Source organism: Aeromonas sp. R4-2 (assembly GCF_040908295.1).
GTDB classification, from domain to species: domain Bacteria; phylum Pseudomonadota; class Gammaproteobacteria; order Enterobacterales; family Aeromonadaceae; genus Aeromonas; species Aeromonas veronii.
This window is the reverse complement of the sequence record NZ_JBFODL010000011.1, coordinates 21,594-47,744: the sequence shown is the minus strand read 5'-3', so window position 1 is coordinate 47,744 and position 26,151 is coordinate 21,594. Positions and strand designations below refer to the sequence as shown.

General features: G+C 60.1%; 21 protein-coding genes. 4 read left to right on the top strand and 17 right to left on the bottom strand.

The window, feature by feature from the left end:
- Window positions 1–37: 37 nt before the first annotated feature.
- Genes AB5Y99_RS07510 through AB5Y99_RS07500 form a run of 3 tightly spaced genes read left to right on the top strand, consistent with a single transcriptional unit; the run spans window position 38 to window position 4,174 of the window.
- Window positions 38–1,174 carry an FIST C-terminal domain-containing protein gene (locus AB5Y99_RS07510; protein WP_368174652.1) on the top strand — a complete coding sequence of 379 codons (1,137 nt, stop codon included), beginning with the start codon at window positions 38–40 and terminating at the stop codon, window positions 1,172–1,174.
- Window positions 1,171–2,628, top strand: a complete 1,458-nt coding sequence (locus tag AB5Y99_RS07505) for an HD domain-containing phosphohydrolase (protein ID WP_368209266.1) — start codon at window positions 1,171–1,173, stop codon at window positions 2,626–2,628. Before AB5Y99_RS07510 ends, AB5Y99_RS07505 begins: the two co-directional genes overlap by 4 nt.
- 1 nt (window position 2,629) lies before the next feature.
- Window positions 2,630–4,174, top strand: a complete 1,545-nt coding sequence (locus tag AB5Y99_RS07500) for an HD domain-containing phosphohydrolase (RefSeq protein ID WP_368209264.1) — start codon at window positions 2,630–2,632, stop codon at window positions 4,172–4,174.
- Between the two features lie 64 nt (window positions 4,175–4,238).
- Here AB5Y99_RS07500 and purL read toward each other — a convergent pair whose 3' ends face one another.
- Window positions 4,239–8,162, bottom strand: coding sequence for a phosphoribosylformylglycinamidine synthase (purL, locus tag AB5Y99_RS07495; RefSeq protein ID WP_368209262.1), 3,924 nt, complete (start codon window positions 8,160–8,162; stop codon window positions 4,239–4,241).
- A 151-nt stretch (window positions 8,163–8,313) separates the two neighbouring features.
- Between purL and mltF the strand changes: the two genes are divergently transcribed.
- A complete protein-coding gene (gene mltF, locus AB5Y99_RS07490; RefSeq protein WP_005344877.1) occupies window positions 8,314–9,798 on the top strand; it encodes a membrane-bound lytic murein transglycosylase MltF in 1,485 nt (494 codons plus the stop codon).
- A 373-nt stretch (window positions 9,799–10,171) separates the two neighbouring features.
- Here the strand turns inward: mltF and AB5Y99_RS07485 are convergent, their stop codons facing one another.
- From AB5Y99_RS07485 to iscA, 16 genes are all read right to left on the bottom strand, one after another.
- Window positions 10,172–10,396, bottom strand: coding sequence for a zinc ribbon domain-containing protein (locus tag AB5Y99_RS07485; RefSeq protein WP_005333789.1), 225 nt, complete (start codon window positions 10,394–10,396; stop codon window positions 10,172–10,174).
- 136 nt (window positions 10,397–10,532) lie between these two features.
- A complete protein-coding gene (gene der, locus AB5Y99_RS07480) occupies window positions 10,533–12,029 on the bottom strand; it encodes a ribosome biogenesis GTPase Der (RefSeq protein ID WP_005333794.1) in 1,497 nt (498 codons plus the stop codon).
- 74 nt (window positions 12,030–12,103) lie between these two features.
- Window positions 12,104–13,288 carry an outer membrane protein assembly factor BamB gene (bamB, locus tag AB5Y99_RS07475; protein ID WP_005333796.1) on the bottom strand — a complete coding sequence of 395 codons (1,185 nt, stop codon included), beginning with the start codon at window positions 13,286–13,288 and terminating at the stop codon, window positions 12,104–12,106.
- Window positions 13,281–13,931 (bottom strand): tetratricopeptide repeat protein, encoded by a 651-nt coding sequence (locus tag AB5Y99_RS07470; protein ID WP_021229680.1) that lies wholly within the window; start codon window positions 13,929–13,931, stop codon window positions 13,281–13,283. Before AB5Y99_RS07470 ends, bamB begins: the two co-directional genes overlap by 8 nt.
- A 3-nt stretch (window positions 13,932–13,934) precedes the next feature.
- On the bottom strand, window positions 13,935–15,212 hold the full coding sequence (hisS, locus tag AB5Y99_RS07465; RefSeq protein ID WP_338774564.1) for a histidine--tRNA ligase: 1,278 nt from the start codon (window positions 15,210–15,212) through the stop codon (window positions 13,935–13,937).
- A gap of 138 nt (window positions 15,213–15,350) precedes the next feature.
- Entirely contained in the window at window positions 15,351–16,466 is a 1,116-nt protein-coding gene (gene ispG / locus AB5Y99_RS07460) for a flavodoxin-dependent (E)-4-hydroxy-3-methylbut-2-enyl-diphosphate synthase (RefSeq protein WP_005333801.1), read from the bottom strand.
- A gap of 10 nt (window positions 16,467–16,476) precedes the next feature.
- Window positions 16,477–17,445 carry a cytoskeleton protein RodZ gene (rodZ, locus tag AB5Y99_RS07455; protein WP_058057393.1) on the bottom strand — a complete coding sequence of 323 codons (969 nt, stop codon included), beginning with the start codon at window positions 17,443–17,445 and terminating at the stop codon, window positions 16,477–16,479.
- On the bottom strand, window positions 17,435–18,226 hold the full coding sequence (tapF, locus tag AB5Y99_RS07450) for a PilW family type IVa pilus biogenesis/stability lipoprotein TapF (protein ID WP_085943024.1): 792 nt from the start codon (window positions 18,224–18,226) through the stop codon (window positions 17,435–17,437). Before tapF ends, rodZ begins: the two co-directional genes overlap by 11 nt.
- Window positions 18,227–18,237: 11 nt before the next feature.
- Window positions 18,238–19,341 (bottom strand): bifunctional tRNA (adenosine(37)-C2)-methyltransferase TrmG/ribosomal RNA large subunit methyltransferase RlmN, encoded by a 1,104-nt coding sequence (locus tag AB5Y99_RS07445; RefSeq protein ID WP_245147974.1) that lies wholly within the window; start codon window positions 19,339–19,341, stop codon window positions 18,238–18,240.
- A gap of 167 nt (window positions 19,342–19,508) precedes the next feature.
- A complete protein-coding gene (gene ndk, locus AB5Y99_RS07440) occupies window positions 19,509–19,937 on the bottom strand; it encodes a nucleoside-diphosphate kinase (protein WP_005333805.1) in 429 nt (142 codons plus the stop codon).
- A gap of 267 nt (window positions 19,938–20,204) precedes the next feature.
- Complete coding sequence (gene pepB / locus AB5Y99_RS07435) at window positions 20,205–21,488, bottom strand: aminopeptidase PepB (RefSeq protein WP_005359802.1); 1,284 nt, start codon at window positions 21,486–21,488, stop codon at window positions 20,205–20,207.
- A complete protein-coding gene (gene pepB / locus AB5Y99_RS07430) occupies window positions 21,485–22,789 on the bottom strand; it encodes an aminopeptidase PepB (protein WP_265784044.1) in 1,305 nt (434 codons plus the stop codon). Before pepB (AB5Y99_RS07430) ends, pepB (AB5Y99_RS07435) begins: the two co-directional genes overlap by 4 nt.
- 173 nt (window positions 22,790–22,962) lie before the next feature.
- The gene (fdx, locus tag AB5Y99_RS07425; protein ID WP_005333808.1) at window positions 22,963–23,301 is read right to left on the bottom strand and encodes an ISC system 2Fe-2S type ferredoxin; all 339 of its coding nucleotides are present in this window, start codon (window positions 23,299–23,301) and stop codon (window positions 22,963–22,965) included.
- 1 nt (window position 23,302) lies between these two features.
- The gene (gene hscA / locus AB5Y99_RS07420; RefSeq protein WP_005351033.1) at window positions 23,303–25,150 is read right to left on the bottom strand and encodes a Fe-S protein assembly chaperone HscA; all 1,848 of its coding nucleotides are present in this window, start codon (window positions 25,148–25,150) and stop codon (window positions 23,303–23,305) included.
- Window positions 25,151–25,178: 28 nt separating this feature from the next.
- Window positions 25,179–25,697 carry a co-chaperone HscB gene (gene hscB / locus AB5Y99_RS07415; protein WP_368209258.1) on the bottom strand — a complete coding sequence of 173 codons (519 nt, stop codon included), beginning with the start codon at window positions 25,695–25,697 and terminating at the stop codon, window positions 25,179–25,181.
- A 118-nt stretch (window positions 25,698–25,815) separates the two neighbouring features.
- Entirely contained in the window at window positions 25,816–26,139 is a 324-nt protein-coding gene (gene iscA / locus AB5Y99_RS07410; RefSeq protein ID WP_005333812.1) for an iron-sulfur cluster assembly protein IscA, read from the bottom strand.
- Window positions 26,140–26,151 lie beyond the last annotated feature (12 nt).

Here is a 26,151-nt window from a genome sequence, read left to right as displayed (position 1 = left end):
GATATATTGGTTATATTCTGGAATGGAGTTCAGATTGATGAAGCAACACTACGTTTGCCAATTTAACCCGACAGAACTGGCCGCCACGCTGGCACCCTTGCAAGGAGGCAAGCTGACCATACTGCTGGCCGAACAGGATTGCGCGCAGGTTCCCCTGTTGCAGCAGTTGTGCCGCGACTTCAACATCGCCCTGGATGGCGCCATTTTCCCCCAGCTGATCGGTGCGCAAGGATTGTTGCCGCAGGGGGCCTGGCTACTGCCCAGAGCCAACCCCTATCACGCCACACTGCTGCCCCTGACACCGCAGGCCAGCGCAGCATCCCTTGCCCACCTGATTGCGGAACAGGTGGAGAACATGCTGGCCACCTGGCCAACCCCTTCGCCGCCACCAACCCTGTTTCTGACCTTCGACAACCTCATTCCCAATATCGCCTCCATTCTGGATGCGCTTTATCTGCAACTGGCCAATCGCGTCAACTATGCCGGCGCCAATGCAGGCAGCAGCAGCTTCACCCCCCTTGCCTGCCTGTTCGACAATCAACGGCAACTTGCCTACGGGGTCACCTGCACGCTGCTGCCCAGCAACAGCTTTCCCTTTCTGGAACATGGTTACCAACTTTCGGCCCAACCAATGCTGGCCACCAGCAGTGAAGCGAACCAGATTGCCTACATCGATTGGCAACCGGCCTTTCAAAAATATCAGGGGCTGATCCGCCAGCAATTCCAGCACACTATGGTGCGCGAGGAGCTCTACCGTTTCGTGGTGCACATGCCACTGGGCCTGCTGCGGGCCAACGGGGATGTGATTGTCAGGATCCCCGTCGAGGCAAACGATGACGGCGCCCTGCTCTGCGCCGGCGAGGTCGCAGAGCACAGCATCCTCACCCTGCTGAAGGCGCCAGAGAGTGCCACCGAACATGCCTGCTCACTGGCCAGGCGCCTCAACCAGCAACAAACCCTCACCCGGGCACACTTGTTGGAGGTCTACTACTGCGCAGGACGCCAGCTGCACTTCGACCAGCAGACGGTGACCGAGCTGCGCACCCTGCTGACCCACTCGGGGGCCGGCGATCTGGCAGGAGCCCTCTCCCTTGGCGAAATTGGCAGCGTGCGCCATGGGGATTACCCCCAATTTCATAACGGCGCCATTCTCTGTAACGGGGCAGTGATATGAACAACGACCACGCCATGGCCATCGTCTGCGATCTGGCGCTCTGCATCGGGCGTGAAGTGACGCTGGATGCGCTGCTCACCAAGGTACTGCAACGTTTTATGCATCACTGCGCCACGCCGGTTGGCGCGGTATTGCAGCAACAACGGGAGGGATACAAGCTGCTCAAGGTGATCGGCGACGAGCAGCTGCGTCAGCACACCGGCACCACCCTGACCCTGCCTGGGTGGGTCAGCGAGGAGGAGCACTGCCTGCTGCAACAGACGCTCCCCCTGCCGGGCAGCCGCCCCTACCAGTTTGCCTATCGGCTCAAGGTTGAAGGGGGTTATCTCATCTTGCTGCTCGCCCCCCAGCCACATCAGCAGATCGTACCGGTCTGCCATCTGTTCAGCCCGGTGCTCGGCAACCTGGCCCGCGCCATTTCCCTCTGCAAGGACAGCGAGCTGCTCGCCCTGCGTCAGCAGGCCGAACTGAAGGATCTGAAACACTTCAACGAATCCCTGCTCAAGGCCATCCCGATCCCGGTGTTCTACAAAGATATCGAAGGGCGATTTCTGGGCTGCAACCAGGCCTTCAATCAGGTGATCGGCCTCGGCAAGGAGGCGCTGCTGGGTCGACGGGTCGAGGAGCTGCTGCCAGTCGGGCTTGCCGAGGCCTACAGCATGCGGGAAGCCGAGTTGCTGCGAAGTCGCCAGCCCCAGTGCATCGAACAGCAGTTGCATGACCGCAATGGCATGCGCTATCAGGTCATCTGTTTCAAGGATCTCTTCTATGACCATCAGGGGATGGTTGCCGGCATCATCGGCACCCTGGTCGACATCACCCGCCTCAAGGAGAGCGAGCGCCACCAGCGTGAGCTGCTGTTCCAGACCATCAGTGCCCTCGCCAGCGCCATCAGCCACAAGGATCGCAACAGTGCGGGCCATGAGCTGAGGGTGCGCGATTTGGCACTGGCCATCGGGCAGGCCATGCAGCTGCGGCAAGAGCGGCTGGATGCGCTGGGACTGGCGGCCATGGTGCACAATATCGGCCTGCTGCAGATCCCTACCGAGATCATCACTCGCCCCCGTGAATTGCGGCCGGTGGAGTTCGAACTGATCAAGCAGCACCCCCAGGCCGGCCACGATATTCTCAAACAGATCGACTTCCCCTGGCCCATCGCCACCATAGTGCTGCAGCACCACGAAAACCTCGATGGCAGCGGTTATCCGCAGGGGCTGGCGGGCAACGCCATTACCCTGGAGGCGCGCATTATCCGGGTGGCCGACTCGCTAATCGCCATGACCTCCCATCGCCCGTTCCGCCGGGCCATGCCCCTGAGTGACGCTTTTGCCGAACTGACCCGCTATGCCGGGATCCATTACGATGAAAAAGTGGTCAACAGCTGTATCGTGCTCTGGCAGACCGGCTACCACTTCGGCCCTCCCATCAGTCAACTTACAGACAAGGCGGGATAAGATGTCCGAACTCCTCACCTCCTGTGCACTCCCCCACCCACTGACCGATTCGCTCCCCTCCTCGGCGCTGTTGCTGACCCAGGTGATGGATCAGCTTCCCTATCGGGTGCTGCTCAAAGACACCCGATTCAGCTACATCGCGGGCAACCGCCTGCTGGCGGCGGATCTCGCCCTCTCACCAGAGGCACTGGTGGGCAAGAATGACTGCGACTTCTTTCCCCCCGAACTGGTACAGCGCTATCGGGAGGATGACGCCCGAGTCATGCGCGAGGGGATACACCAGCACATCGAAGAGCCCTATCTGAAGGGGGGAGAAGCCCGCTGGCTCAGCACCACCAAGTTTCCCCTGCGTGATGAGGCGGGGGTCATCGTGGGGGTCGGCGTCTTCTTCGAAGACATTACCGAGCAGAAGTGGCAGCAGGAGAAACTGCAACAGTACAGCTGGACCCAGCAGGCGATCAGCCGCGCCCACCACGCCCTGCTCAAACCGGGCGATGAGCCACAACTGCTGCAGGATATCTGCGATGCCATCGCCGTCGATGACCGTTTTCCGCTGGTGGCAGTGCTGCAAGGCCAACCCGATCTCGCCCAACCGCCGAGGATCGTGGCGCAGGCAGGCAGTGCCGATGCATCGGAACAAACGCTGTGGTTGAACGATGAGGCCCTCACCCAGGCCATCCTCCACCAGCGGCGCCTCAATCAGGTGATCTTCCACGAGCGGCCCCATACCGGCCGCCACCCGTTGCGATCCCGCCTGCTGATCCCCTTGCCACTGCAGGAGGATCAGGCCGGTGCGCTGATCATTCACAGCGACCAACCACGGTTGTTCAGCCAGGAGGAGGAGCAGCTCTTCATCCAGCTGACCGACTACCTCACCTATGGCCTGCAGGCGCGCCATACCCAGCAGGCTTATCTGCGCTCGCAACAGGAGAAGATCTTCCATGCCCGCCAGCTGGAGCTGGCACTGGAAGATGCGCTGGGTGCCATCGCCGCCGTGCTGGAGCAGCGCGATCCCTATACCGCTGGCCATCAGAAACATGTGGCCAAGCTGGCCCAAGCCATCGGCCGGGAGCTCAGGCTGGAAGAGAAGCGGCTGCGGGGGATCTATCTGGGCGCCATGGTGCACGATATCGGCAAGATCCAGGTACCGGCCGAAATTCTCACCAAACCGGAGCGCCTCACGCCACTGGAGTTCGAGCTGGTCAAGGAGCACCCCGCCATCGGCTATCTGGTGCTCAAGGATATCGACTTCCCCTGGCCCATCGCCCGGATGATCCACCAGCACCACGAGTATCTCGATGGCTCCGGCTATCCGCTGGGACTCAAGGGGGATGAGATCCTGCTGGAGGCCCGCATCCTCACCGTCGCCGATATCGTCGAATCCATGTCCTCTGATCGCCCCTATCGCGCCGCCCTCGGAATTCCCCAGGCCAGGGAGCAGATCATCCAGATGCGCGGCCATCAGCTCGATGCGGATGTGGTGGATGCCTGTCTGCGGATCCTCGACCGGGGAGACTTTATCCCCCAACCGCTCGGCAAGCCGTAACGACACGGATAAAAAAACCGGCCAATTGGCCGGTTTCTGTTTTTATGCGCTGGCGCTCTCTCTATTAACCCAGACGAACCCGGGCGTTGCGGAACATCCGCATCCAGGCACCATCCTCGCCCCAGTTGTCAGGGTGCCAGGAGTTGGCCACGGTGCGGAACACCCGCTCCGGGTGCGGCATCATGATGGTGGCGCGCCCATCGGTGGTGGTCACGGCGGTGATACCGTTCGGTGAGCCATTCGGGTTGGCCGGGTACTGTTCGGTCACGCTGCCGCGGTTGTCGACAAAGCGCAGCCCTACCAGACCGCTCTGCTGCAGTGCGCTCAGGTGAGCGGCATCGCGCACCTCGACACGCCCTTCCCCGTGGGAAACGGCGATGGGCATCACCGAGCCTGCCATGCCGGCGAAGAAGGCCGACGGGGACTCCTGTACCTGCACCAGACTGAAGCGGGCTTCGAAGCGCTCGGAGCGGTTGCGTACAAAGCGCGGCCAGAGATCGGCACCCGGGATGAGTTCTCGCAGGTTGGACATCATCTGGCAACCGTTGCAGACACCCAGAGAGAGGGTATCGCCACGCTCGAAGAAGCGCTGGAACTGCTCGCGGGCGTTGTCATTGAACAGGATGGACTTGGCCCAGCCTTCACCGGCACCCAACACGTCACCGTAGGAGAAGCCGCCACAGGCCACCAGGGTCTGGAACTCCTCCAGCTTGATGCGACCGGAGAGAATGTCGCTCATATGGACATCGACCGCCGCGAAACCGGCACGATCGAACGCCGCCGCCATCTCCACATGGGAGTTGACCCCCTGCTCGCGCAGCACCGCCAGACGGGGTGAGACCCCGCGGGCAATGTAAGGTGCAGCCACATCCTCGGACGGGTTGTAAGTCAGCTTGGCATGCAGACCCGGATCGGTGGCGTCCTGACGGGCCGCGTGCTCACTGTCGGCGCACGCCGGGTTGTCGCGCAGGCGCTGCATCTGCCAACTGGTCTCGCCCCAGATGGTGCGAAGGGCAGTGCGGCTGGCGCGATAGACCTCCTGACCGCCCCGCTGCAGGGTGATGAGATCCCCCTCGCGCACGGTGCCGAGCACATGGGAGCAGGCTGCCAGACCGTGACCAGCCAGCAGGGTCATCACCGTCTCTTTGTCTTCACGACGCACCTGAATGACGGCGCCCAGCTCTTCGTTGAACAGCGCCGACAGCAGCTCGCCGCCGATGCGATCGAGCTGGATGTCGAGGCCGCAGTGGCCGGCAAACGCCATTTCGGTCAGGGTGACGAACAGGCCACCGTCGGAGCGGTCGTGGTAGGCGATCAGTTTGCGATCAGCCACCAGCGCCTGAATGGCGTTGAAGAAGCCCTTGAGCTGGACCGGATTGTCGAGATCCGGCGCCTTGTCACCCAGCTGGCGATAGACCTGCGCCAGCGCCGAGGCGCCGAGGCGCTGCTTGCCATTGCCAAGGTCGATGAGGATAAGGTCGGTTTCACCGAGATCGGTACGCAGTTGCGGAGTAACCGTGTTGCGCACATCCTCGACCCGGGCAAAAGCGGAGATGAGCAGGGAGAGCGGCGAGGTGACGCTTTGCTCCTTGCCATCCTGCTGCCAGCGGGTCTTCATGGACATGGAGTCCTTGCCCACCGGAATGGTGATGCCCAAGGCCGGACAGAGCTCCTCGCCCACCGCCTTGACCGCCTCATAGAGCCCGGCATCTTCCCCCGGGTGACCGGCAGCGGCCATCCAGTTGGCGGAGAGCTTGACCCGCTTCAGCGACCCGATATGAGCCGGCGCCAGGTTGGTGAGCGCTTCCGCCACCGCCATACGAGCGGATGCGGCGTGGGAGAGCAGCGCCACCGGGGTTCGCTCGCCCATGGACATGGCTTCGCCGTGATAGCTGTCATAGGTGGCAGCGGTGACGGCGCAATCGGCCACCGGGATCTGCCAGGGGCCAACCATCTGGTCGCGATTGACCAAGCCAGTCACGCTGCGATCGCCGATGGTGATAAGGAAGGACTTCTCCGCCACGGTCGGCAGACGCAGAACCCGCTCGGCCGCGTCACTCAAAGTGATGCCATCGAGCTGGAGCGCTTTGCCCTGTGCTGGCAGGGTCACCACGTCACGGTGCATCTTGGGCGCCTTGCCGAGCAGCACATCCAGCGGCAAATCGATGGGCTGATTGTCAAAGTGGCTGTCAGAGAGGGTCAGATGCTTCTCTTCGGTCGCGGTGCCGATGACGGCATAGGGTGCGCGCTCACGCTCGCACAGCGCCTTGAACAGCGGCAGCTTGTCCTGCGCTACCGCCAGCACGTAACGCTCCTGGGATTCGTTGCACCAGATCTCCAGCGGGCTCATGCCCGGCTCGTCGCTCTGGATGGCGCGCAGATCGAAACGGCCGCCACGCTCACCGTCGTTGACCAGCTCCGGCATGGCGTTGGAGAGACCACCCGCCCCCACGTCATGGATAAAGACGATAGGGTTGTCGTCACCCAGCTGCCAGCAGCGATCGATCACCTCCTGGCAACGGCGCTCCATCTCGGGGTTGTCACGCTGCACCGAGGCAAAGTCGAGATCTTCGGCTGACTGGCCGGAGGCCATGGAGGATGCGGCACCACCGCCCAGACCGATGTTCATCGCCGGGCCGCCCAGCACGATCAGCGCCGCGCCGACCGGGATCTCCCCTTTCTGGACATGTTCGGTGCGGATGTTACCGATGCCGCCCGCCAGCATGATGGGTTTGTGGTAACCACGCACCTCGACGCCGTTGTGGCCCGGCACCTCCTCTTCGAAGGTACGGAAGTATCCGAGAATGGCCGGACGGCCGAACTCGTTGTTGAAGGCGGCGCCGCCGAGCGGCCCCTCCTGCATGATGTCAAACGCGCTGACGATGCGGCTCGGCTTGCCGAAATCCTGCTCCCAGGGCTGCTCGAAGCCGGGGATGCGCAGGTTGGAGACGGAGAAACCGACCAGACCCGCCTTGGGCTTGGCACCGCGACCGGTGGCCCCCTCGTCGCGAATTTCGCCGCCGGAGCCGGTGGCTGCCCCCGGGAACGGGGAGATGGCGGTCGGGTGGTTGTGGGTCTCCACCTTCATCAGGATGTCGACCTGTTCCTGGTGATACTGGTATTCGCCGTTGGCCGGGCTCGGGAAGAAGCGGCCACCCAGGCTCCCTTCCATCACGGCGGCGTTGTCTTTATAGGCAGAGAGGACATGATCCGGCGTCTGCTCGAAGGTGTTTTTGATCATCTTGAACAGCGACTTGGGCTGCTGCTCGCCATCGATGGTCCAGTCGGCATTGAAGATCTTGTGACGGCAGTGTTCGGAGTTCGCCTGGGCGAACATGTAGAGCTCGATGTCGTTGGGGTTGCGACCCAACTTGGTGAAGTTCTCCACCAGATAGTCGATTTCGTCGTCGGCCAGCGCCAGACCGAGCGCCACGTTGGCTTCGGCCAGGGCTGCGCGACCACCGCCCAGCACATCCACCTGGGTGAAGGGGCGCGGCTCGTGGTGAGCAAACAGGGCGGCAGCCTCGCTCATCTCGGCAAACACCACTTCCATCATCCGATCATGGAGCACGGCGGCAATGGCGCTGCGCTGGGCGGCACTCAGCTCACCCTGCCCCTTGATGGTCAGGTAATAGGCAATACCACGCTCCAGCCGCTTGACCTGTTTCAGGCCGCAGTTGTGGGCGATGTCGGTTGCTTTGGAAGACCAGGGGGAGATAGTGCCGGGGCGGGGGGTAACAAGAAACAGCTGACCGCTGGGGGTGTGTTCGGGGATAGTCGGGCCGTAGCGCAAGAGCTGGCCCAAGGTCGCTCGCTCGGGGGGAGAGAGGGGGCTTGTCAGCTCGGCAAAGTGCACATACTCGGCATAGACATCCTCTATCTCTACTCCGCTCTCTACTCCACTCTCGTTTCTCATCTGTGCGAAGCGTTGCAGCAGTTTTTGGACACGAAAATCAGACAGTGCTGGGGCACCACGCAAGATATCCATATGACCTTTCTCACCAAGTTTTAAAGTGGGGGGGGGAATTGAGACGCGCGTATTATAGGGATCTGGCTCACAGCGGACAAACGTTTTTCTCACTTCGTGCAGTGTGACTCTGCGCACACTCTCTGGTATAAAGGTGCCTCTTTTTTGACAAATGCCGATTTTTTCAACAAAGGTACTCACCTACTTGCGCTGCATTTTTCGACTGTTTATCGGGCTGTTGTTGACGCTGACGCTGGTTGGCTGCGACTTCTATAGCCCCTCCAGCCAGCTGGAGCAGATCCGCCAGCGAGGCGAGATCCGGGTTGGCACCATCTATGGTCCCACCTCCTATTACCAGCGTGACGACCTCGCCCAGGGGTTCGATTACGAGCTGGCGCAAAATTATGCCGACTGGTTGGGGGTGAAACTCACCATCATCCCGGTCGACACCACTGACCAACTGGTCACCCTGCTGAAAAAGGGCAAACTCGATCTGGCGGCTGCCGCCATCATGGTCACTCCCGAACGGCGCGAGCTGTTTCGCTTCGGCCCGGGCTTCTACCAGGTCTCCCCCAAACTGGTCTACCGCAACGGCAAACCCAAGCCGGCCTCATTGAACGATATCAAGGGCAAGCTGGTGGTGGCCGCCGGCTCCACCGGTGAAGATCTGCTCAAAGAGATGAGCAAAGAAAATCCGAAACTAGCCTGGAGCACCAGCGACAACGCCGATGTGGAGGAGCTGCTCAAGCAGGTGGTGGATGGCAAGATTGACTACACGGTGGTGCAGGATACCGTGCTGGCCCGTACCCAGCGCTACTACCCGGAGCTCACCGAGGGGCTGACCCTGGCCCAGAAGCAGACCGTTGCCTGGGCCATGAGCAAGCTGCCCGATGACAGCCTCTATGCCAGCGTGATCGACTTCTTCGGTCAGCGCTTTATGGATGGTGCCATCGCCAAGCTCGACGAGAAGTACTTCGGCCACGTGCAGAACTTCGACTTTGTCGATACCCGCACCTTCCTCAAGCGCGCCAAGAGCCTGCTGCCCAAGTACCAGCCGCTGTTCCAGACTCACGCCAAGAATATCGACTGGCGTCTGCTCGCCGCCATCAGCTATCAGGAGTCTCACTGGGACCCGCAGGCCCGCTCTTACACCGGCGTGCGCGGCATGATGATGCTGACCGAGCCCACTGCCAAGGCGATGGGAGTCAACGACCGGCTTCATCCGGAAGAGAGCATCAAGGGTGGCTCCCTCTATCTGCAGCAGATGATGGAGAAGGTGCCGGATTCGGTGCCCGATGACGAGAAGGTGTGGTTTGCCCTCACCGCCTACAACATCGGTTACGGCCACATGATGGATGCCCGCCGCCTGACCAAAGAGCTCGGCAAGAATCCCGACGCCTGGAGCGACGTGAAAGAGGTGCTGCCGCTGCTGCAACAGGCGCGCTGGCACCGCAAGGTACGTTACGGCTATGCCCGTGGCAGCGAGGCGCGCAACTATGTCAACAACGTGCGCCAGTATTACCAGAGTCTGCTCTGGCTCGACAACGAGCAACAGAAGGCACATCAGCGGGAGAGTCTCGACAACGACAGCGAGCCCGAGCTGGCCGAGCGCCCCACCGCCATCGCCGAAGTGGTCAATCAGATCACCATGCGCTAACCAGCCATTATTCGGCTGTTTTCACGCAAACTTCTCTGTTACCATCGATTCACATCGGAGCCTATCCGAAATCGCATTGTTTTCATTATGTTGAGAGATTAAATAACAGCAATTTCGGATGGGCTCCATCAATGACCCAAGGCCGGGATGGCCAACTTAGTTGGGAGGAGACCAAGATGCAAAAACGTAGAAAAATCAGTCTGGTCAGAAAAGCGAAGTGCAGCTGGAGCCCCAGACGCAAACTCAAGCTTAATGACATCAAGCGCAATCTGTGGCGCAGAAATCGATCCTATACCCTGCTTATTGCAGAGCACACAGCATAAACCCGGCATTCGCCGGGTTTTTTTATCTTCTTTCTCACCTGAATACTGTCTTACACCAGTGCCGCCTTGAACTGTACCGACCGCTTGGAGATCAGCGAGTTGCAGTGGTTGCAGAAGTAATCCACTGCGCCGCACGCCTTGAGACGCTCCAGCTCCTGCTGGCAGGTGGGGCAGATGGCCGTGACGCGAACAGGGGCCTGGCACTGGCCACAGGTTTGCTCCTTGCTGCGGGTATCCAGTTCAGCCTGGCATGACGGGCAAAGCAGGGCTTCCATAATCAACTCCTCGAAAAGTAGATCTGCCATGGTCTTGTTCCATGGCAGATCCCCCTCCCCTTATTCCTCACCTTATTCCTCACCTTAACATGGCGAGGATAACAAAGCGGCTGCCGGTGAGGGCAGCCGCAAGGACTTATTTCTTCTTCATTTTCAGCAGGCGTTTGCGCTGACGTTCCTGACTCAGGGTCATGGTGTTTTTCTTGCCTTCAAACGGGTTGACCGACTCCTGGAACTCGACCCGGATCGGCGAGCCCATGATCTTGAGGGACTTGCGGAAATAGTTGATCAAATACCGCTTGTAGGAGTCCGGCAAGTCGTTCAACTGGTTGCCGTGGATCACGATTCGCGGCGGGTTGTAGCCACCGGCGTGAGCATACTTGAGCTTGACGCGGCGACCATTGACCATCGGCGGCTGGTGATCTTCCTGCGCCATCTGCATGATGCGGGTCAGCATGGCGGTACTGGTACGACGGGTGGCGGACTGGTAAGCCTCCTGAATGGATTCAAACAGATGGCCGACACCGCTGCCGTGCAGGGCGGAGATGAAGTGAACGCGGGCGAAGTCGATGAAGCCCAGGCGACGATCCAGCTCGTTCTTCACATCCTCTTTCACCTTCTGATCCAGACCATCCCACTTGTTCACCACCAGCACCACGGAGCGACCGGCGTGGAGCACATAGCCAAGGATGCTCAAGTCCTGATCGGTGATGGTCTCCTGGGCGTCGATCACCAGCAGGCAGACGTTGGCATCTTCGATGGCTTTCAGGGTCTTGATAACGGAGAACTTCTCCACCGTCTCGTGCACCTTGCCACGACGACGCACACCGGCGGTATCGATGACCACATACTTCTGCTCGTCACGCTCCATAGGAATGTAAACGGAGTCACGAGTGGTGCCGGGCATGTCATAGACGATGACCCGATCTTCACCCAGCATGCGGTTGGTCAGGGTCGATTTACCGACGTTGGGACGACCAACGATGGCGAACTTGATAGGCAGGTCGGCGAACGGGGTCTCCTTGGTGTCCTCTTTGGTATCGAGTTCACCGGCAGCCACCATGCGCAGCAGGGCTTCTTCGTCGAAGTCCTCCTCTTCCTCATCCTGCGCATCTTCATCGGTAGCGGAGTCGACCAGGGTCTCCAGATGGGGAGCCAGGGCCAGTTCCAGCAGGCTCAGCACGCCACGACCGTGGGCGGCCGCGATCTGGTAGACCTCACCCAGCGCCAGACCGTAGAACTCGGAGACCGCGGAATCACCGTCGATACCGTCGGTCTTGTTGGCCACCAGAAATACCTTCTTGTGGGCCTTGCGCAGGTGCTCGGCGATGGCTTGATCCGCCGCGGTCAGACCGGCACGGGCATCCACCATGAACAGCACGACGTCCGCTTCTTCGATGGCCAGCAGGGATTGCTCGGCCATCTTCAGCTCGATCCCCTCTTCGGTGCCATCGATACCGCCGGTATCGACCACGATAAATTCCAGCTCGCCCAACTTCGCCTGACCGTATTTACGGTCTCGGGTCAGACCGGGAAAATCGGCAACCAGGGCATCCCGAGTACGGGTCAAGCGGTTAAACAGGGTGGATTTCCCCACGTTGGGGCGGCCCACCAGGGCTACTACAGGAGTCATAAAAGCCTCATTCTCAAGACGACAAAGGCTCCGGGTCCGAAGACCAGGAGCCGGATATTCACATTATCGGACGATCAAGGACGCTTGAGGGCGTACAACTTGCCGTCACGGCTCTGCACATACAGGGTCTCGCCATCCACCAGCGGGGCGGCGTAGAGACCACTGCTATCGAGCTGCTGCATCGCCTTGATGGTACCGTCGGTACGATCAAGCCAATACAGGTATCCTTCCACATCACCCACCACCACATAGTCACCGAAGATGACAGGTGCAGTGACGGTACGATTTTCCAGCTGGGTGTTGGACCACAGCTCCAGACCGTTGCGACGGTCGATGGCAAACAGATGGCTGCGGCTGTCGGTCAGCACGATGGCATTGCCGGTCATCGCCAGATCGCGATAGCCGGAATACTTGCGCTTCCACACTTCATCGCCGGTCATCAGCTTGCGCGCCATCAGCTGACCGTTGTAGGCGATGGCGTAGAGCTCATCACCGGCAATCAGCGGGCTGGCATCGACGTCAACCATACGGTCCAGCTCGGTGGCACCGCGCGGATCAGCCACCTTGGACTGGCGCACCGGCTGGCCGTTGCTCAGCAGGGCGATGCCCACCTTGCCATCGGCACGACCGTAAATCACGGCGCCGTTGGTGATCACAGGTGCACCGGCACTGCGCAGGGTCAGCGGCGGCTGCTCTTCGGAGAGCGACCACTGCATCTTGCCTTCGTCGGTGTCGAGCGCAATCAAGCGACCGGAGGTGGTCAACACTACCACGCGGCCATCTTCCACCGCGGGGCTTGCCACCACTTCACCGGGCACATTGGTCTGCCACAGCACTTCGCCATTCTCTTCGTTCAGGGCATAGACCACCCCGTTCTCGGAACCGAGGAACAGCTTGCCGTAACGGGAAACCAGGCCACCGGAGAGACGAGCGCTACGCTTGTCGGCGTTGACCGGCAGGTCGGCCAGATCGACAGTCCAGAGGCGATCGCCACTGGCACGGTCAAAGGCGCTGACATCGCCGTCGCGGGCCGCCGCATAGATACGATCCTCTTCCACCACCGGCTTGAGCTGGGAGTAGAAGTCACCGATGCCATCACCCACAGTAGATGACCATGCGGTGTCGGCAGTGAAGGCAGATTCAACCTTGGGCAGCGGCGCCATCGGGTTGAGATCCTCTTCGGAACTGAACAGGGAGCAACCCTGCAGGGCGAAGGAGACCGCAGCCCCCAGCGCCACCATCTTGAATAGATTACGCATCCGGTGCCTCACCAGTCGCAACGGCCGGCAGGGCCAGATCGTCCATTTTCAGCTTGAGCTCGGCGCTACCCTGCAGGCCGCCGGCATCCGCCGCCGCCTGATAGGCATCACGAGCCTCTTCGGTCTTGCCCTGCTTTTGCAGCACATCACCACGGGCTTCGGCTACCTGCGCCTTGAAGGCTTCATTCTGGATGGTCGCCAGCTTGGCCAGCGCTTCATCTGCCTTGCCCTGATCATTCAGCACACGGGCCAGACGCAGCGCCGCGATGGGACGAATGCTCTCGTCACCCGTGGTCGCCACCAGCTCCAGCTGCTCGGCAGCAAGATCCAGCTTGCCCGCCTTGACGGCAGCGGCAGCCAGCTGCAACGCGGCCAGTTCACCGTAGGAGTCACCCTTGTTGGCGGTGACAAACTGCTGTGCCTGCTCGAAACCGGCGGCATCGCCCTTGGCCAGCTGCTCAATCACCTGGTTGTAAGAGTGGGAGGAGGCCTCCATGGTCTCTTGCTGGTGCTGGTTGTAATAGCGCCAGCCGAACAGACCGACCAGACCGATCACGGTCCCGGCAATCACCGAGGTTCCGTTCTCTTTCCACCACTCCTTGATAACCTCAACCTGTTGTTCTTCGGTGGTATAGACTTCCACAGCTTACTCTCCTTTGGCTGCCAGCAGGGCAATGGCGACGTCAACCTTGACGGTCTGTTGCTCGGCCTGACCACGCAGATATTTGATAGTGATCTCCCCGTTTTGCACCTCGGTCTCACCAAGGATCAGGGCGATTGCCGCGCCGCTCTTGTCGGCACGTTTGAGTTGTTTCTTGAAGTTGCCACCGCCGCAGTGGCTCATGAGGCGCAGGTCCGGCAGTGCATCGCGCAGACGCTCGGCCAACTGGAAGCCAGCCTGTTCGGTCCCCTCGCCCACCATCGCCAGATAGACATCCACCGCCGGGCGGATATCGGCGTTGAGCTCGAGAGTTTCCAGCATCAGCACCAGACGCTCCATGCCCATGGCAAAGCCCACGGCCGGGGTCGGTTGACCGCCCAGCTGCTCTACCAGACCATCGTAGCGGCCACCGGCACAGACGGTGCCCTGGGCACCCAGACTGCTGGTGACCCACTCGAACACGGTCAGGTTGTAGTAGTCAAGACCACGCACCAGACGCTCGTTCACTTCGTATTTGATACCGGCAGACTCGAGCAGGCGCTTGAGCCCCTCGAAGTGGGCCAGGCTCTCTTCGCCCAAATGGTCGAACAGACGCGGGGCACCCGCCAAAATGGCCTGCACCTTTTCATCCTTGGAGTCGAGCACCCGCAGCGGGTTGCTGTACATGCGGCGCTGGCTCTCTTCGTCCAACTGCTCCTTGTACTGCTCCAGATAGGCCACCAGCGCATCGCGGTAAGCGGCGCGCTCGGCGCTCTGGCCCAGGGTGTTGAGCTGCAGGGTGACATGCTCGCTGATGCCAAACAGACGCCACAGACGGTGGGTCAGCATGATCAGCTCAGCGTCAATGTCCGGCCCGTTGATGCCAAACAGCTCGACACCGAACTGGTGGAACTGGCGATAACGGCCCTTCTGGGGACGCTCGTGACGGAACATGGGGCCCATGTACCACATCCGGCGTTCCTGGTTGTAGAGCAGACCGTGTTCGATACCGGCACGGACGCAACTGGCGGTCCCTTCCGGACGCAGGCTCAGGCTGTCGCCGTTACGGTCTTCAAAGGTGTACATCTCTTTTTCGACCACGTCGGTCACTTCACCGATGGCGCGCTTGAACAGATGAGTCTGCTCGACAATCGGCATGCGCACTTCGCTGTAGCCATAGCTGGCAACGACCTGGCGCAGGATCTGTTCAACCTTCTGCCATACCGGGCTCTGCTCCGGCAGGCAATCATTCATACCGCGAATAGCTTGGATCTGTTTTGCCACGTTGATACTCGAGAAAAAGAGGTAAAATTTGGCCGCATTATAGGGATTTTCCCCCCCAAGGTAAAATCAGGGAATCCGGATGCGGGATTTAAAATCAGTCACCTGGAAAAAGGGCCACCCAATGTGGCCCTGTTTCGCTCACTCCTTGTCCATCGGGATCCGGTTAGCGGGATCCAGCATGGCGGCGCGGGCGCGAATGCGGCGCTCCAGAGTTGGAATGAGATCCTTGTTGTCGAGCCGATCGACCCGCTGGCCCCCTTCATAGAAGGCACTCTTGTTGGCGGCACCCGCCAGACCAAGATCGGAGACGAGTGCTTCGCCCGGGCCATTCACCACGCAACCGATGATGGAGACATCCATCGGGGTGATGATATCTTCGAGCCGCTCTTCCAGCGCATTGACGGTGGCGATCACATCGAACTCCTGCCGTGAGCAGGATGGGCAAGCGATAAAGTTGATGCCACGGGAGCGAATACGCAGGGATTTGAGGATATCGAAACCGACCTTCACCTCCTCCACAGGATCCGCCGCCAGCGAGATACGCAGGGTATCGCCGATGCCGTCGGTGAGCAGCATGCCCAGACCGATGGCAGACTTCACCGCGCCGGCACGGAAACCGCCCGCTTCGGTGATGCCAAGGTGCAGCGGCTGCTCGATCTGCTTGGCCAGCAGGCGATAGGCACCGACTGCCAGGAACACATCAGAGGCCTTGACACTCACCTTGAAGTCCTGGAAATCGAGGCGATCGAGGTAGTCCACGTGACGCATGGCGGACTCCACCAGCGCTTCGGGGGTCGGCTCGCCGTACTTCTCCTGAATATCTTTCTCCAGCGACCCGCCATTGACCCCGATACGGATCGGGATATTGAGGTCGCGCGCGCAATCGACCACCGAGCGCACCCGCTGCTCGTTGCCGATGTTGCCCGGGTTGATACGCAGGCAGTCGGCACCGTACTCGGCCACTTTCAAGGCGATGCGATAGTCGAAGTGGATATCGGCGACGATGGGGATGCGGGTCTGCTGTTTGATGAGCCGGAAGGCTTCCGCCGCCTCCATGGTGGGCACGGAGACACGGACGATATCGGCACCGACCCGCTCGATCCGCTGGATCTGCTCGATGGTGGCGGCGACATCTGTGGTCTTGGTGTTGGTCATGGTCTGCACGGTAATGGGGGCATCGCCCCCAACCGGTACATTACCAACCATGATCTGTCTGGATTTACGACGAATGATGGGTGATTCGTGAGAAGACATGGGAAACAGATTACTCCTGCGGCAGTGAGAAGCGGGCTGTACGACCGTTGTTGTAACGGCTCATATCAAACGACTGACCCTTGTAGTCAAGCTTGACGGCCATGGGCGCGCCAATGATGAACTTCAGGGGCTCAGCGCCTTCCAGCACCAGCTCGTCGTTGGCCTTCTTCAGACCACTGAACAGGGTCTTGCCGTTGGCATCCTTCACATCCAGCCAGCAATCGGCGGTGAAGCTCATCTTCAGTTGCGGCGCAGTCGCCGGATCAACGACAGCCTCTTCAGATTCAGTGCCATTGGCACCGGATACTGCAGCATCGGTCGCAGTGCCGACAGCCGCACTGACATCGGTCGGGGCAACAGCCGCAGAAGCAGGCGCCAGGGTAGCAGACGCATCGGAGACCACCGCAGGGGCAGCTACATCAGTGGCGGCCGGTGCGATGGTAGCGCCTTCCACCGGAGCGGTGTTGATTGCATCGGGCGGCGTGATGGCAGGTTCAGCCGGAGTCGAACCGGTTGCACTCATCTCGGTGGCTGCCAGCGCTTCATCACCGGCGGAGCGACGGGAAGTACTCTGCCACCACCAGGCGACCGAGAGCGCAATCAACACCAGGATTACCAGCCAGGTCACCACCTTGAGCCGACTGTCGTTGGCTTGCTGACGGGAGCGACGGGAGAAGCTCTGCATGTCGATATTGTCGGGAGGAGTCAGACCCAGCTTGTCGTAAGCAGCCAGAATGGTCTCGTCGGGGATCCCGACCAGCTTGGCATAGGTACGCAGATAGCCCCGAATAAAGGTATGGGAGGTGTGCTTGTCGTAGGTATCCGATTCGATAGCGGCGATCAGGGTCAGACGAAGGTGAATGCGGGACGCAACCTGTTCTCGTGTCCAGCCAAGCTGTTCACGGGCGTTGCGCAGCAATTGGCCTGGGCCTACTGCCTGGGAGTCGTCTTGGAAATCGTGTTGCTGTTCAATAGTCATTGGCTAAATAACGCTTGGCTTGTTGCGAAGTGGGATATTGCCTTACCAGCTCAGTCCCGAATTGGTGAAGTAATGCCGGCTTGTCCATCGCCTGTGCCAGCCGAAGTCTCAACCAGAGACTCTCCTCGTTCTCGTCTGACACATCGGCAAAACGGGCGAGGTAGGACTGCACATCAGGCAGCTTGCCATCTTTCATGGAAAGCTCGGCCAAGTCCAGCAATAACCCTGGATTGCGGGGATTATACCCCAAGGCCAGGCGATAGTACTCGCCTGCTTTATCATTTCTGCGATTTTGCAGCGCACAAAGTGCCGCATTTTCATAGGTATCGGCAATTTTTACATAGCCTGGCTGAATAACAGCCTGGTTGAACGCCTGATCTGCCTCGGCATACCTGCCGCGATCACAGAGGAAGGCACCATAGTTGTTCATTGCGTCAGCATTGGACGGATCCATGGCAAGGGCGTTCTTGTAATGGGTCTCGGCTGCCTTGAAATCTCCTACCTTCTGGTAAAAGTAGGCAAAACCGATCTGGATCTGGGGGTTGGAGGGGTCATACTGGAGGGCGCGGTCAAGATTGAACTTGGCCTGCTCGGCATTGCCCTGACGCAGGTACTGGATACCCAGGTCGAGGCGGGTTTGGGCAGCCGCCTTGAGGTCAGGACCCACTTCACGCTGGGTCGAATTCTGGCCAGCGTAAGTGGTCTCGGTCACACAGCCTGGCAGCGCGCAGAGCGCTGCCACTACGATCAATGTACGTGTATCCATTCCCTGTCTATACAATGGCTTAGCATTTAAACCATTTTGACGGAAATCCCATCCTGTTGCATCCGATTTTTGATAGTTCGCTTGGTACGGTCAATCACGTCACCCACCAGCTGACCACAGGCGGCATCGATGTCATCACCACGGGTCTTGCGGACAATCACGGTGAAACCGTACTCCATCAGCACCTTGGAGAAGCGATCGATACGACTATTGCTCGGCTTGCCGTAAGGGTTGCCCGGGAAGGGGTTGAACGGGATCAGGTTGATCTTGCTCGGAGTGTCCTTGAGCACCTTGGCCAGCTCGTGCGCATGCTGCATATCGTCATTGATATGATCGAGCAGCACATATTCGACGGTCACCCGGCCACCGTTGGCATTGGATTTGGCCAGGTAACGACGGACACCGGCGAGGAACTCCTCGATGTTGTACTTGTCGTTGATCGGCATGATCTCTGAACGCAGCTTGTCGTTCGGGGCGTGCAGGGAGATAGCCAGCGCCACGTCGATCTGGTCGCCCAACTTGTCCAGCGCAGGTACCACGCCAGAGGTGGAGATGGTCACCCGGCGCTTGGAGATACCAAAGCCGTAGTCATCCATCATCAGACGCATGGCGGGCACCACGTTGGCGAGGTTGAGCAGCGGCTCGCCCATCCCCATCATCACCACGTTGGTGATGGGACGCTTGCCACCGACCACGCGGGCCGCACGCCACACCTGACCGATGATCTCGGAGACTTTCAGATTGCGGTTGAAGCCTTGTTGAGCCGTGGAGCAGAACTTGCACTCCAGCGCACAGCCAACTTGAGAGGAGACGCAGAGGGTCGCGCGGTCATCTTCCGGGATGTAGACGGTCTCTACCTCCTGAGCGCCCACCTGCAGAGCCCACTTGATGGTGCCATCGGCAGAGCGCTGCTCGCGGCTGATCTCGGGCGCCTTGATCTCGGCGATCGCCTTGAGGCGCTCTTTGAGCACCTTGTTGACGTTGGTCATCTGATCGAAATCATCACACCCAAAGTGATAGATCCACTTCATGACCTGATCTGCCCGGAATGGCTTCTCGCCCAGTTCGACGAAAAAGGCACGCATGGCATCCCGATCAAGATCCAGCAGGTTGATTTTTGTTTCGCTCATCAATGGCCTCAGTTCAAACACTTCATCAATTATTGGCTGACGACGTCAGGGGGCGGCATTGTACAAATAATGGGTCTGGCTTTCCACCTGGAGAATAGAGGGATATTGCGTAAACGGCGAAAACAACAAAGGGAGCCGAGGCTCCCTTGGGTCATCATCCACAAGAATCAGCCGCGCGGGCAGATCTCGTTGTCAGAGAAGAAGTAGGCAATTTCGCGGGCTGCGGATGCCGGTGCATCGGAGCCATGTACTGCGTTGCGATCGATGCTCTCGGCATAACAGGCACGCAAGGTACCAGCCAGCGCCTCTTTCGGGTTGGTAGCCCCCATGATCTCGCGATTGCGACGAATGGCGTCTTCCCCTTCCAGCACCTGCACCATGACAGGGCCAGAGGTCATGAAGCTGACCAGATTGTCATAAAAAGGCTTGCCCTGATGCTCGGCATAGAAACCGGCAGCCTGTTCACTGCTCATGTGCAGCATTTTGGATGCCACCACTTTCAAGCCTGCGCTTTCGAAACGGCTATAGATGGCACCGATCAGGTTCTTGCTGACAGCATCCGGTTTAACGATAGAGAAGGTACGTTCGATGGCCATTGATATCTTTCCTTAACTACAGAGTTTTATTGTTAGAATCCATGTTCGCTGGCGATTATACGTAAACAAAAACCGGAAAAACACACAAACAAGCAACTTTTTATTAAACATCACTCCCTTGCAATCAACATCCACACTCATCTTGACCGAGCAGAGCCGGAAAATATGTGCGCTTGCGCACGATAGTTACCTTAAGCCGCCAAAACCCCATCTTTTGTTCACAATTCGAACAGCATGAAAAAGGCACCCGAAGGTGCCTTGTCTCGCCTATTTGGCTTCCGCCAGCAAGGCCCGCGCTATGGTGCGCATCCCCAGGGTATTGGCCCCCGGAGCCCAGAGGGCATCGCCGTTGTCACTGAAGCAGGCGGCCAGATCGATATGCAACCAGCCCATCCCTTCGTTGGCAACGAAACGGGAGAGGAAACCCGCAGCGTTGGAGGCGCCACCCGGCCCGCCCCCCTTCACCGGACGGCTGTTGGCCGTGTCGGCGTAATGGGAGGGGCACTGCTGGCGGTGCCAGGGCTCCAGCGGCAGCGGCCAGGCTGGCTCATGCTCGGCATCGGCATAGGTCATGGCTCGGCTTACCAGCCCTTTATCGAGGCCGAACAGAGCATTGTAGCGCCCACCCAGCGCCATCACGGCTGCGCCAGTCAGGGTCGCGGCATCGATGATCAGCGGTGCGCCGGACTCGCTCGCCAGTTGCAGGCCGTCGGCCAGCACCAGCCGCCCCTCGGCATCGGTATTCACAATCTCGACCGTGGTACCGTTCTTGTAGGTGAGGATGTCGCCCAGCTTGTAGGCATGGCCGGAGACCAGGTTCTCGGCGCAGCAGAGGATCAGCTTCACCCGCTTGTCGAGCCCGCGCAGCATGGCCAGCGCCAGCGCACCGGTGACAATCGCCGCGCCCCCCATGTCGCACTTCATGGTGAGCATCCCCTCGGAGCTCTTCATGGAGTAGCCGCCGGAGTCAAAGGTGATCCCCTTGCCCACCAGCGCTGCCGCTACCGGCGCCTTGGGGTCACGCCCCGGGTTGAAGTCGAGCTCCAGCAATACCGGTTCGCGCGCACTGCCGCGGCCCACCTGATAGAGGCCGACCCAGCCCGCCTGTTGCAGCGCTTCGCCTTTCAAAATGCGATGACTCACCTTGTCCGGCGCCAGCTCGGTAATAAAGGAGGCAGCTTCCACCGCCAGCTCCAGCGGGCCCAACTGCTCCGGGGTGGCATTGGTCATCTCGCGCACCCAGCGGCCGCAGAGCCAACGCGCTTCCAGCTCCTCTCTGTCCTCTTCCGAGGACATGGCCCACTGCAGTTGCACCTCCGCCTTGGGGGTTTGCAGCCCTTGGGCAAAAGCCCACTGCTGTTCACGCTCCCAGTGACCAGCCAGGGTCACTTTCTGGATCCCCTGCTGGCAGAGGCGACGGGCCGCCTGCTGGATATCGAGCAGCGGATTGGCCGTCACCAGATGGATCACCATGCCGTCGGCACGGTGAGAGAGCAGCGCCCCCTCCCCCCACTCGGCCGGTGCAAATTCACGACTTAACCAGACATTCATGCGGTCACCTCCTGCAGCCAACGTGCGATGGTGCGCAGACCGTGCCCCTTGGCACCGGTCGCCCAGAGATCGTTGCCCGATTTCTGATAAGAGGCCGCCAGATCCAGGTGCACCCAGCCTTTACCCTCATCACGTACGAAGCGGGAAAGGAACGCAGCAGCCGTGGTGGCACCGGCCGTGCCTTCTGCCGAGGCGACGTTGCCCAGATCGGCAAAGGCCGAGGTGAGCTGGCTGGCATGCCAGGGCTCCAGCGGCAGCGCCCACGCCTGCTCGTTTTCCACCTTGGCGGCGGCCAGCGCACGCTGCTGTTCGGTCTCATCGAGGGCAAACACCGCATTGTAGTCGCGCCCCAGCGCCATCTTGGCGGCGCCGGTCAGGGTGGCTGCGTCAAGGATATAAGCCGCACCGCTGTCGGAGGCCGCCATCAGGCCATCGGCCAGCACCAGACGACCTTCCGCATCGGTGTTCTGGATCTCGACCGAAATCCCATTCTTGTAAGTGAGGATGTCGCCCAGCTTGAAGGCGTGGCCAGAGACCAGGTTCTCGGCGCAGCAGAGAATGAGCTTCACCCGCTGGTTCAGACCGCGGCTGATAGCCAGCGCCAGCGCACCGGTCACCATGGCAGCGCCGCCCATGTCGGACTTCATCGGCAGCATGTTGTCAGAGGACTTCATGGAGTAGCCGCCAGAATCAAAAGTGATCCCCTTGCCCACCAGCGCCGCCACCACGGGCGCATTGCGATCACCGGTCGGGTTGTAGTCGAGCTCCAGCAGCACCGGCTCGCGCTCGCTGCCACGGCCAACCGACCAGATCCCGATATGGCCGGACTCGCGCAGCGCTTCACCGGCGGTGATGCGGGCAGTGACCTGATCCCCGGCGATACCACGAATGAGCAACAGGGCCGATTCCGCCAGACTCATGGGGTAGATCTCTTCCGGACAGCCATTGGTGATGTCACGTACCCAGCGAGCCGCCTTGAGCAGCGCATCCAGTTCACGGGCTTCCGCGTCGCTCTGCTGGCCAAAATCCAGTTCACGCGATCCCTTGGCGGCGTAGAACCCCTGGGCGAACGCGTAGCGACGCTCCAGATCCCAGCCTTCACCGACCAGCGTCACCCGCTTGATCCCGCTCGATTCGAGGCGACGGGCGGCGCGCTGAACGGTGCGCAGAACATCCTTCTCCTGACCGGCGGCACCAAGATGGATCAGTGCCTCGTCGCCATTGAAACTGAGCTGGGCGCCCTCGCCCCAATAGGCGGCCGCAGCCTGGGTGGATAACGCTACCTTCATCATATCAGCCATCGTGTTTGCTTCCTTTTTACTGGCACTATGTATAAGCACTCTTTATGGGAAAGAGCTTATTGGCAAAGAGAGAATAACGAATACAAAAAAGGCCGTGCCCCCGAGGGTCACGGCCTTCCACCATATCACTGAAGCACCACAGGATGCTGCACGTGCAATTCACTCATGTGTAATTAATGGCGTTCAGAGGCAAGGTTCAGGGTGTACTTGGGCAGTTCCACCACCAGATCCTCGTCCGCCAGTTTTGCCTGGCAGCTCAGGCGCGATTCCGGCTCCAACCCCCACGCCTTGTCCAGCATGTCGTCTTCCAGCTCGTCACTTGGCTCGAGCGAGTCAAAGCCTTCACGCACCACACAGTGGCAGGTGGTGCAGGCACAGGACTTCTCGCAGGCATGCTCAATCTCGATGCCGTTGCGCAGCGCCACATCCAGAATGGTCTCGCCGCTTTGCCCCTCGAGGGCGGCGCCATCCGGACAGAGTACGGGATGAGGAAGAATGATCAGTTTTGGCATATTACACCTTGTTGACGTTTTGTCCGGTCAGCACCTTGCGGATGGAGGCGTCCATCCGGCGGGCTGCAAACTCGCCACTGACAGCATCGGCTGCCTCAATGGCTTCTTTGATTTGATGGGTTGCGCCGCTGTTGCGCATGGTCAGCAGATGGGCGATGGCGGCATCAATCTCGGCACGCTCGGCAGCATTGAGCAGGGCATCGCCATCGGCGGCCAGCGCCGCATTGAGACTCTCGACCACCCGGTCGGCTTCAACCTGCTGCTCGGCCAGCATGCGGGCATCCATATCCTGCTGGGCATTCTCGATGGAGGCACTCAGCATGTTGAGGATATCCTGCTCCGCCAGCCCGTAAGAGGGCTTGACCTGGATCTCGGCCTGCACGCCGGAGGATTTCTCCATGGCGCTGACCGAGAGCAGACCATCCGCATCCACCTGGAAGGTGACGCGAATATGGGCGGCGCCGGCAGCCATCGGCGGAATACCGGTCAGGGTAAAGCGGGCCAGGGAGCGGCAATCGGCCACCAACTCGCGTTCACCCTGTACCACGTGAATGGCCATGGCGGTCTGACCATCCTTGAAGGTGGTGAACTCCTGGGCGCGGGCAACCGGAATGGTAGTGTTGCGCGGGATCACTTTCTCGGCGAGGCCACCCATGGTCTCCAGACCCAGCGACAAGGGGATAACGTCCAGCAGCAGCATCTCGGCATCGGGCTTGTTGCCCACCAGAATATCGGCCTGGATGGCGGCGCCAATGGCGACCACCTTGTCCGGATCGATGCTGGTCAGCGGCGTACGCTGGAAGAACTCGCCCACCAGTTCACGCACCAGCGGCACCCGGGTGGAGCCACCGACCATCACCACTTCCAGCACTTCCACCTGCTCGAGACCGGCATCGCGCAGGGCGCGGCGGCAAGCCAGCAAGGTCCGTTTCACCAGCGGGGTGATGAGTTCATCAAACTGGCTACGGCTCACTGAACCCTGCCAGCCAGCAAAAGTGCACGCCACCTGCTCGGCATCGGTCAGGCCGTGTTTGACGGCAGCGGCCACATCCAGCAGCTCGCGCTGCAGATGGGCATCCAGCTCGCCGGAGAGGCCCGCTTGTTCCTTGATCCAGTCCGCCAGCAGGTGATCAAAATCATCACCGCCGAGGGCGGAATCGCCGCCGGTCGCCATCACTTCAAACACACCGCGGTGCAGACGCAGGATGGAGATATCGAAGGTGCCGCCCCCCAGATCGTAAACCGCGATCACCCCTTCCTGACCGGAGTCAAGGCCATAGGCAATCGCGGCCGCGGTCGGCTCGTTGAGCAGACGCAGCACGTGCAGACCGGCCAGACGGGCCGCATCCTTGGTACCCTGACGCTGGGCATCATCGAAATAGGCGGGCACGGTAATGACCACGCCGTCGAGATCGCCCCCGAGAGTCTGGGCGCCACGCTCGGCCAGCTTTTTGAGAATTTCGGCCGAGACCTGTACCGGATTGACCAGCCCCTGACGGGTTTGCAGTTGCGGCATGCCATTGTCGGCGGCAACAAACTGGTAAGGCTGCTGGCGGGTATCGATATCGGCCAACGCCTTGCCCATCATCCGTTTAACCGAGACGATGGTGTTGTGAGGATCGAGCGCCGCTTCGCGCTTGGCATCAATTCCGACTCGAATGGCGTCGCTTTGATAGTGCACCACCGACGGGAGCAGGTCGCGCCCTTGCTCATCGCAAAGGGTATCGGCGTGACCGCTGCGAACCGCAGCGACGAGAGAGTTGGTGGTGCCGAGATCGATGCCGACGGCACGTTTGTGCTGATGAGGAACAGCGCTCTGGCCGGGTTCGGCGATTTGCAGTAATGCCATGGGTAATGAAACTTCCAGCGTTAAAGGATCAAGACTCGAGAAGCGAGTCTTCGAATCGTTCCAGCTCTTCGAGGAGCTTGTCGACAAACTTGAGTTTGCGAACGCAATCAGCGGCAACGAGATCTTTGCCGGCGGCAAGAGACTCGGTCAGCTGCTGCATCAACATCTGGTGATCATGCCTGATCTCGCTGCGAAAATCCTTGATGGCGCGCTCAGGGTCGGCGTCATCTTTCAGATCGGCCAGACGCTCGTGCCACTCCAGCTGCTGCATCAGAAACGCGGTATCTTGCAGGGTCTGCTGTTCACCACGGATATCGGTGCCACGCAGGGAGAGCAGATATTCGGCACGGCGTAGCGGCGCCTTGAGGGTGGTGAATGCTTCGTTGATCTGGGCGGCACGTTGCACCGCAGCCAGCTGCTCCCGTTCGGGGGCGGTGGCAAAACGATCAGGATGGAATTGGGTTTGCAGCTGGCGGTAGGTATCAGCCAACTGACGGGTATCGAGCTCAAAGCCTTCAACCAGCCCAAACAGCTCGAAATGATTCATGCAAACCTCTTGGAAACGTTCGCCACAACCTCACTCGCCCCTGGCAAATGAGATGTGATTGAACGGGTCATGGGCAACCCGCTCAACCACAGACGAAGGATCATTGACGTCAAACATCTCAGACACTGAAGCTTTCGCCGCAACCACACTCGCCTTTGGCATTGGGATTGTTGAACTGGAAGCCCTCGTTGAGGCCCTCCTTGACGAAATCCAGCTCGGTGCCATCCAGATGGATCAGGCTCTTGGCATCAACAATAATCTTGACGCCCTGCTGCTCGAACACCTGATCCTCATCGGTCAGTTCATCAACGAACTCAAGCACGTAGGCAAGACCGGAGCAGCCGGTGGTTTTGACGCCGAGGCGCAGGCCAATGCCCTTGCCCCGGTTAGCCAGAAAAGAGGAAACCCGTGCCGCGGCGGCATCTGTCATGGTAATAGCCATACTGCTCTCCGG